Origin of the sequence: uncultured Rikenella sp. (assembly GCF_947628055.1) — a bacterium.
Taxonomy (GTDB): Bacteria; Bacteroidota; Bacteroidia; order Bacteroidales; family Rikenellaceae; genus Rikenella.
Genome location: NZ_CANQYJ010000109.1, coordinates 1 through 8111, shown reverse-complemented (window position 1 = coordinate 8111; position 8111 = coordinate 1). Strand labels below are relative to the sequence as shown.

The 8111-nt window shown below is 57.8% G+C and carries 6 protein-coding genes; 2 read left to right on the top strand and 4 right to left on the bottom strand.

The features are described 5' to 3' along the window. Positions 1 to 917: 917 nt before the first annotated feature. The 4 genes from Q0Z93_RS08840 to carA all read right to left on the bottom strand — a co-directional run bounded on the left by Q0Z93_RS08840 (position 918) and on the right by carA (position 6264). Positions 918 to 1184, bottom strand: coding sequence for a type B 50S ribosomal protein L31 (locus tag Q0Z93_RS08840; RefSeq protein ID WP_298064646.1), 267 nt, complete (start codon positions 1182 to 1184; stop codon positions 918 to 920). A gap of 92 nt (positions 1185 to 1276) precedes the next feature. Beyond that, complete coding sequence (locus Q0Z93_RS08835; RefSeq protein ID WP_298064644.1) at positions 1277 to 1726, bottom strand: hypothetical protein; 450 nt, start codon at positions 1724 to 1726, stop codon at positions 1277 to 1279. A 174-nt stretch (positions 1727 to 1900) separates the two neighbouring features. Then, a complete protein-coding gene (gene carB, locus Q0Z93_RS08830) occupies positions 1901 to 5146 on the bottom strand; it encodes a carbamoyl-phosphate synthase (glutamine-hydrolyzing) large subunit (RefSeq protein WP_298064642.1) in 3246 nt (1081 codons plus the stop codon). Beyond that, positions 5146 to 6264, bottom strand: a complete 1119-nt coding sequence (gene carA / locus Q0Z93_RS08825; protein ID WP_298064640.1) for a glutamine-hydrolyzing carbamoyl-phosphate synthase small subunit — start codon at positions 6262 to 6264, stop codon at positions 5146 to 5148. Before carA ends, carB begins: the two co-directional genes overlap by 1 nt. Positions 6265 to 6379: 115 nt before the next feature. Here carA and Q0Z93_RS08820 point away from each other — a divergent pair, with 115 nt between their 5' ends. Both Q0Z93_RS08820 and Q0Z93_RS08815 read left to right on the top strand, forming a co-directional pair. Further along, positions 6380 to 7105 (top strand): RNA methyltransferase, encoded by a 726-nt coding sequence (locus Q0Z93_RS08820; RefSeq protein ID WP_298064638.1) that lies wholly within the window; start codon positions 6380 to 6382, stop codon positions 7103 to 7105. Positions 7106 to 7397: 292 nt separating this feature from the next. Then, the coding region (locus Q0Z93_RS08815) for a 2-hydroxyacid dehydrogenase (protein ID WP_298064636.1) at positions 7398 to 8111 on the top strand (714 nt) is incomplete at its 3' end.

Genomic DNA, 8111 nt, shown 5'->3' with positions numbered 1-8111 from the left:
GCTTGGGCCGGAATTACCCCGAACAAAACCTGCGCGCCGGTGGAAACTCGGTTCGGCTGCGATCTCCCCATGTCGGGTCGGACGCCTCCCCACGAGAGGCTCGCAACTCGGCAGTGCTCGTTGCGTTCTCTCCCGGGCGTCCGACCTGCTGCCGCTCGGCATTGCGGGTTCCGGTTAAGAGGGAGTTACAGCCCAGCAGGAATACCGGAGGCTGATTGCTTTGCGTACCGCAGCCTCCCCCCGCGGAGGCCCGGTGCCGCTCGGCTCTCGAGCCGGGCTAAACCTTTCTGCTGGCTTCAGGCCGTATTCGTAACCCTATTTGTCGTGGGCGCCGATGAAAATCCGGTTCGCAGAACCGGGCGGGCCGCAGCTTCCCCCCACGGAGGGTCGCAACTCTTTAATCGCTTACGCGAGAGTTGCGTTCCCCGCAGGCTGCGACCGAAATGATAAAAGTACTCTCATCACTCGAGGCAGCGGAAAATGGCAAAGGGGGCTGGCCCCCTTTGATGCGCTTTTTGCTTACTTTTTAACTGCGCTTCGCTTGTTTTGCCTCCGGCTTCCTCGCGCTACCTCGGCATAGCCCACAAGTGGTCTCTGCCCTCGGAACGCTGCTCGGTTCCTCCTCGCCGCTCACCTTATTCAGGGTAGAGGCCCCGGTTCGAGTGCCGAGCGGCACCGCTGGCAGCGTCGGTTGGGAAATGCCAAAAAGTGAGGGCCCCGCGGCCTGAGCGGGAGGAGAAGAAAAACATCTACCCCCGGCGTAGGAACCTTCCGCCGGAGAGAAAGCCCCGCCGGATCGAGGCGAAAAAAGGAACACTTCCCTCCCCAATATAATAAAACCTACAAAAAATGCGTGACTTCTTTCTTTACAAAGAAAGAAGTCACGCGGGTACTTGCAACGATAATCCCGACGGATATTATTTCGCGTTGCGTTTATCGTAGTGTTTCTGATACCGGCTCATGAACTTATCGACGCGTCCTGCGGTATCCACCAGGGTCTGCTTCCCGGTGTAGAACGGGTGCGACGAGCTGGAGATTTCCATCTTGTAGACGGGATAGGTTTCGCCGTCTATTTCGATCGTCTCTCTCGTATTGACGGCGGACCGGCACAAAAAGACCTGATCGTTGGACATATCCTTGAATGCCACGACACGGTACCCTTCGGGATGAATTCCTGCTTTCATTTTTGTGCTTTGTTATTAAACGTTATTTTCTTTGGCGCTGCAAAGATAGCTTTTCTATTCCGAATAGCCAAATCTAAGGTGATGGTCGGTTGTCATTTTGTTCCGGGTCGGCCTATGGTGCGCCACACGATGCCTGCGGCGGCCAGTGCTGCGGTCAGCGCGGCCAGCATGCCGGGCAGCAGGATGCCGATATGGAGCCGTATCCATCCGGTCAGCACGCAAACGGCGAGTGCGGCCGATTCCAGCACGCCTGCCGCGGAACTGATGAAGACCAAAAGCATGTACCTGCGCCCTATGGGCGTGGCGCAATGGGGGTTGCCTTTCCGAACCTGCTGGCGAAGAGCGGCCCGGCCGACGATCCCCAACAGGGTGAACATCGCGGCTATCCCTACCGCGCACCACACCCAAAGCCTAATCCTATCCGGCTGTACAGGCTGCACGGAGGCGAGTAGCAGCAGCAAGGCGCCGGCGAAGACCGGCAGGCCGACGACCGAGGCGGTGTGGCGGTAGTTCCGGAACGGATTTTCTTCGGGGACGCTCATGGTCAGATAGTTAAAGAATGCAATCGCAGGACTTCCGTCATCCGATTGCCGGTTCGTATATTTTATTGCAAGTATTGTATTTTTCGTATATTATCTTGCAATTTTCGTATATCATCTTGCATCTTTCCGTATATTATCTTGCATTTTCCCGTATGCCGCATTACATCCGACCGGCTATTTGTATTCGTTCCAAGCCTTGATCTTCAGCTCTTCGCGCCCTTTCCGGCAGAATGCCACGATGAAGTCATTGGCCAGCCGCGCATTGGTAATCAGCGGGATATTGAAGTCGATGGCCGACCGGCGGATCGTATAGTCGTTGTTCAATTCGTCTTTCGTCAGGTTTTTCGGTATGTTGACCACGAAGTCGATCCGGTGTCCTTTGATAAAATCCAGCACATTGGGCACGCCGCTCACCGCGGGATCCTGATCCGGCCACCCGACCGCCGTCGCCTGCACCCCGTTCTCGGCCAGGAAGTTCGTCGTCCCGCGCGTGGCATAGATCGTATATCCCCGCCGCTGCAAAGCCTTTGCCGCTTCGAGGGTCTGGGTCTTCGATTTCGCATCCCCCGTGGAGAGCAAGACGCTGCTCTTCGGTATCGAATATCCCACCGACAGCATGGACTTCAAAATCGCCTCGTAATAGTCCTCCCCGATACATCCGACCTCGCCTGTGGAGGCCATCTCGACCCCCAATACCGGATCCGCTTTTTGCAACCGGCTGAAACTGAACTGCGGCGCCTTGATCCCCACATAGTCGAGTTCAAAGGCCGACTTGTGCGGCACGTTCGGATCGAGCCCCAGCATCACCCGTGTGGCAATGTCTATAAAATTGACTTTCAACACCTTAGAAACAAACGGGAAGCTCCTCGATGCCCGCAGATTGCACTCGATCACTTTAATATCGTTGTCCTTTGCCAAGAGCTGCATGTTGAACGGCCCGCTAATTTCGAGCGCCCGCGCGATCTGCCGCGCAATTTTCTTGATCCGCCTTACCGTCTCGATGTAGAGTTTCTGGGCCGGGAAAACAATGGTCGCGTCCCCCGAATGCACTCCGGCAAACTCGACGTGCTCGGAAATGGCATAGATGAGCACTTCTCCCTCCTTCGCCACCGCGTCGATTTCGATCTCCTTGGCGTTGTTGACGAACTCGGTCACCACCACCGGGTACTGTTTCGACACGTTGGTCGCCAAGGTCAAATAGTGCTCCAGCTCTTCCTTATTGGATACGACGTTCATCGCCGCCCCGGAGAGCACGTACGACGGCCGAATCAAGAGCGGGAATCCCACTTCGTCCGCAAAATGGTAAATCTCGTCCATCGAGGTCAGCTCTTTCCACCGCGGCTGGTCGATCCTTAATTCGTCGCACATCTCGCTGAACTTGTGCCGGTCTTCCGCCCGGTCGATATTGGTGGCCGCTGTCCCCAAAATCGGCACGTTCTCCTGATAAAGTCTCATCGCGAGGTTGTTCGGTATCTGCCCTCCCACCGAAACGATCACTCCCCGCGGCATCTCGAGGTCGGTAATGTCCAACACCCGCTCCAATGTCAGTTCGTCGAAATACAGGCGGTCGCACATATCGTAGTCGGTCGAAACGGTCTCCGGGTTGTAGTTGATCATCACGGCCCGCAGCCCGTTCGCGCGGATCGTGTTGATCGCGCTCACGGAACACCAGTCGAATTCGACCGATGACCCGATCCGATAGGCTCCCGACCCCAACACGATGACCGATTTATTGTCGTGCGCGAAGTCGATGTCGTGCGCCGTCCCGTTATAGGTGAGGTAGAGGTAGTTGGTCTGTGCCGGATATTCCGCCGCCAAGGTGTCGATCTGTTTCACCACCGGCACAATCCCTTTCGCTTTCCGATAGGCCCGCACGTCGAGCAGCCCTTCCTCCATCCGGAGGTCTTCGTTGTGCAGCACTGTCCGGGCGATCTGAAAGTCGGAGAATCCTTTCCGCTTGGCTTCCCACAGCAGTCCGTCCGGCATGTCCGCCAGCCGATGGTATGCCCCCATCTCGTGTTCCAGTGCGATGATCCCTTCCAATTTCCGCAGGAACCAGTTGTCGATCTTGGTCAGTTCGTGAATCCGTTCGACTGTGTATCCGTGCTTGAATGCCTGCGCGATGACGAAAATCCGCTTGTCTGTCGGCTTGGTCAGCTCCCGGTCGATGTCGTCCACGGCCATCTCTTTGTTGGCCACGAAGCCGTGCATCCCCTGTCCGATCATCCTGAGCCCTTTCTGGATCGCTTCCTCGAAGTTCCGACCGATGGCCATCACTTCGCCCACCGATTTCATGGATGACCCCAGTTCACGACTAACTCCTTTGAATTTGCTCAAGTCCCACCGCGGAATCTTGCAAACGATGTAGTCCAACGCCGGCTCGAAGCAAGCCGTCGTCGACTTGGTCACCGAATTTTTCAGTTCATGCAGTCCGTACCCCAGCCCCAATTTCGCCGCCACGAATGCCAGCGGATACCCCGTCGCTTTGGATGCGAGCGCCGACGAACGCGAGAGCCGCGCGTTGACCTCGATCACCCGGTAATCTTCCGAGTTCGGATCCAGCGCGTACTGCACGTTGCATTCCCCCACGATCCCCACGTGCCGGATGATCTTGATGGCGATCTCCCGCAGCTTATGGTATTCCGCATTGGTCAAGGTCTGAGACGGCGCCACCACGATCGACTCGCCGGTGTGAATCCCCAGCGGGTCGAAGTTCTCCATATTACAAACCGTAATGCAGTTGTCGTACTTGTCCCGCACCACTTCGTATTCGACCTCTTTCCACCCCTTGAGCGACTTTTCGACCAGTATCTGCGGCGAGTAGGTGAACGCCTTGGAGGCCAGCGAGTCGAGTTCCGCGTCGTTGTCGCAAAAGCCCGATCCCAATCCCCCCAGCGTATAAGCGGCGCGGATAATCACCGGATACCCCAGCTCGTTGGCCACCCGTTTCGCTTCCCCTACCGATGTAACCGCCTCGCTCTTGATGGTCTTGACATGTATCTCCTCCAGTCTGTGCACAAACAGGTCCCGATCTTCCGTGTCCATAATGGCCTGCACCGGCGTCCCCAAGACCCGCACGTTATATTTTTCCAGCACCCCGTTCCGGTAGAGCCTGACGCCGCAGTTCAAGGCGGTCTGCCCCCCGAAAGCCAGCAGAATCCCGTCCGGCCGCTCCTTCGCGATCACGTCTTCGACGAAGTCCGGCGTTACGGGCAAAAAGTAGACTTTGTCCGCAATCCCTTCTGAGGTCTGCACCGTGGCGATGTTCGGGTTGATGAGTATCGTATATATCCCCTCTTCCTTGAGCGCCTTGAGCGCCTGCGATCCGGAGTAGTCGAATTCTCCCGCTTCGCCGATCTTGAGTGCGCCCGAACCGAGCAGCACTACTTTCTTTATGGGGTTGTCCGTGGTGTGTGGCATTATTTCTTGTATTGGTCGATTAGGTCAATAAACTGGTCGAAAAGGTATTCGGTGTCCACCGGCCCGCTGGTGGCCTCCGGGTGGAACTGGACGCTGAAGAATGGCAAAGTCCGGTGTCTGATCCCTTCGATGGTATTGTCGTTCAGGTTGATGAAGTACGGCTCCCAGCCGTCCCCCAAGCCTGCCGGATCGACGGCGTACCCGTGGTTTTGCGATGTGATGACGGCCCGGTTTGTCCCCACTTCCAATGCCGGCTGGTTGTGTGACCGGTGCCCGTATTTGAGTTTATAGGTAGAGGCCCCGGCCGCCCAGCTGAGGAGCTGGTTCCCGAGGCAAATCCCGAAAATAGGCTTCCCCGGTTTGGATGTCATTGCTTTCTTGATATTGGCGATGGTCGCCCCGCACAATGCCGGGTCTCCCGGCCCGTTGCTGAGCATCACGCCGTCGTAATCCAAGGTGCTGAAGTCGTAGTCCCACGGCACCCGCACCACCGTCGCCCCGCGGCGATACAGGCACCGGATGATGTTGTACTTGCACCCGCAGTCTACTAACACGATCGTCCGCTTTGCCTCCGGATTGGCGTAGGTAATGATTTCGGTACAAGAGACTTTTTCGACGAGGTTTTCCTTGTTGGGGTTGTGGAATCCGATCTGGCCGGCACGGGCATAGTCGGATTCCTGAAGTAATTTCCCGAGCATCACCCCGCGTTCCCTGATGATTTTTGTGATTTGTCTGGTATCGACGCCGAATATCCCCGGCACGCCATTCTCCTCTAACCAGTGGGAGAGGCTCTTGACTGCATTCCAGTGGCTGTACCGAACCGAATAGTCGCTGATCACCAGCCCTTTGACATGCACGCGGTCGGATTCAAAAAACTGCGGCAGCCCCGTGGCCGCGTCCACCGCCGAGGTGTCCGGCACGCCGTAGTTCCCGATCAGAGGATAGGTGATGACCAGAATCTGTCCGGAATAAGAAGGGTCGGTCAGGCTCTCCGGATAACCTGTCATAGCAGTAGAAAAAACGACTTCCCCCGATACAGAACACTCTGCACCGAACGAGAAGCCGTCGAACTGCGTACCATCCTCTAAGATCAAGCGGGCGGTCTTACGTGTCAGCATGTCAATTTTCAGAATTAGTTTCTGAAATACAAAGGTAACGCTTTTTCCGGAAACCGGCGGGCTTTTCGTGTGAATTTGTCTATTTTTGTTATCGGGATCACAACCTCTGTTGCAGATGTTAACCAAAGCGGAAATCAAAAGGATCAGGTCGTTGGGCGACAAGGCGAGCCGGCGGGCCGAAGGGCTGTTCGTGGCGGAGGGCGAGAAGCTCGTGGGCGAATTGCTGGCTTCGGGGTTCTCTGTCCGTGCGGTTTATCGGGTCGGGGAAAATGTGTCGCCGGCGGAGATGGGGCGCATCTCGTTCCTGCGGACGCCGACGCCGGTGCTGGCGGTGGCGGAAATCCCGTCGTTTCCTGAGGCGGGGCGTCTCTCGGCGGCGGGGCTGGCGCTGGCGCTGGACGATGTGCAGGATCCGGGCAACTTAGGGACGATCCTGAGGCTGGCGGATTGGTTCGGGGTGCGCGATGTCTATTGCTCGCCTGCCACGGCGGACTGCTGGAGCCCGAAGGTGGTGCAGGCGACCATGGGGGCGATCCTGAGGGTCAGGGTGCATTACGGGCCTCTGCTGCGGCTGCTCGGGATGGCGGCGGACGAGGGGCTGCCGGTCTACGGGACTTTTCTGGAGGGGGAGAATATTTATACGTGCGGTCTTTCGCCGGATAAGGGCCTGATCGTGATGGGGAACGAGGGGCGGGGGGTCTCCCGGGAAATCGCGGCCCGGGTGACGCGCAAATTGTTTATTCCGCCGTATCCGCCGTCGGCCCCGGCGACGGCGGAGTCGCTGAATGTGGCGACGGCGACGGGGATCGTGCTGTCGGAGTTCAGGCGGAGGGGGGCTTGAAATAAGGGGGGATTTTTTGCCGTCTGGGACGAGGTTGTATGAGGCGGCGGGACGTCTCTCGGCGGCGGGTATTATAGCCCGGGCGGCTGGGGAGTATTACGGCCCGGGCAATCGGGCGGCGAGGCGAAAGGCGAGGCGGCATGAAGCGGCGGCCGGCGGGGGAATATTACGGCCCGGGCGGCGGGGCGGAACCGACTTCCGGCCGGAATCGGAAATGACCCGGACGAATGGCTGGATCTTTCTCAGGCACTGTTTTTGCTCGCTCTTTATCCGGACTAATACGAAACACGCTATGAATACGAAAATCGCATTTTTCGGCGCGAAACCTTATGACAGGGAGTCGTTCGACAAAACCAACGAGGCTTTCGGCTTCGACATACGCTATTACAAAGGGCATCTGACGGCGGAGAGCGCTGTGCTGGCCAAGGGCTCGGCGGCGGTCTGCATCTTCGTGAACGACACGGCGGACGCGGAAACGGTCGAGGCCTTGAAGGAGCTGCGGGTGCCTTTGATCGCGTTGCGTTGTGCGGGGTTCAACAATGTGGACCTCGAGGCGGCGGCCCGGAACGGGATTACGGTGGTGAGGGTGCCGGCTTATTCGCCTTATGCGGTGGCCGAACACGCTGTGGCCTTGATGCTGACCCTCAACCGGAAAATTCACCGGGCGTACTGGCGCACGCGGGACGGGAATTTCTCGCTCCACGGACTGATGGGGTTCGATATGCACGGAAAAACGGCCGGGATTGTCGGCACGGGCAAGATTGCGAAGATTCTGATCGGTATCCTGCGCGGTTTCGGCATGGAGGTGCTGGGCTACGACCCGTATCCGGACGAACGGTTCGCGCGGGAGGCGGGGATGAGGTATGTGCCGCTGGACGAACTGTACGGACGCTCGGACATCATTTCGCTGCACTGCCCGCTGACCGAACAGACGCGTTACATGATCGACGAGGGGGCGATTGCGCGGATGAAGCCGGGGGTGATGCTGATCAATACGGGCAATCGC